Origin of the sequence: Leucobacter soli (assembly GCF_042659205.1) — a bacterium.
Lineage (GTDB): Bacteria > Actinomycetota > Actinomycetes > Actinomycetales > Microbacteriaceae > Leucobacter > Leucobacter soli.
This window is the reverse complement of record NZ_JBHSRW010000454.1, coordinates 1-741: the sequence shown is the minus strand read 5'-3', so window position 1 is coordinate 741 and position 741 is coordinate 1. Positions and strand designations below refer to the sequence as shown.

The window sequence follows — 741 nt, the reverse complement described above, 5'->3', positions numbered from 1 at the left end:
GGCGCGTCGATGTCGCCCATCTCCCGCGCCAGCCGGTCGACGAGATCCGCCGCGGCGGACTCCTCGGCGTCGACGACGATCGTGATGGTGCGGGCATCGCGCAATGCCGCCTGACGGAGCAGGCGCTGCGCGGCCGTCGCGAGCGCCTCGTCTCCGCCGGCTGCGCGCTCGACGTCCGAATGCTCGACGCCCGCGCTCGCTCCGACGCCTCCGCCGCCGATGGTGGGCAGCTTCCCCAGCGTCTCGACTTCGAGCGCGCGGCTGAGATCGTAGCCGGAGCGCACGACCTTGCGCCGCGAGTGCGTGACGAATGCCGCGATGATGCCCAGCAGCAGCCCTCCGGCGAGCCCGGTGGCCAGCGTGGTGGTGCGCGGCGGCTTGACCGTGATCGCCGTCATCGATGCGGGATTGAGGATAATGCCGCCGGTCGTGTCGATGCCCTCGAGCGAACTGATCCGGGTGAGCAGCGACGAGATCTGCAGGTTGAGGATCTGCTGGTCCGCGGCGGCTTCGGCGGCGGCGGTGCTCCCGGGCTCGGCGGCCGCGAGCCGCTCCAGAGCGTCGGTGAGCTGCTGACGGTGCTCGTTGATCCGCTCGCGATCGCTCTCGACAATGCTGTCGATGCTGTCGGCGGCTTCGTCCGAGCGCATCTGCAGGTACGCCTCCGCCATGGCCGCCGCGCCGGTGCGGGCGAGCGCCTCGCTCGGGCCCACGACGCGTATCGTCAGCGTCGTGCTGCCG

The 741-nt window shown here is 71.7% G+C and carries 1 protein-coding gene; it reads right to left on the bottom strand.

Annotated elements, in window-relative coordinates; all coding sequences use genetic code 11:
• Positions 1-741, bottom strand: a 741-nt coding sequence (locus ACFPZL_RS13905; RefSeq protein ID WP_382335992.1) for a hypothetical protein, incomplete at both ends; no start/stop codon positions are given.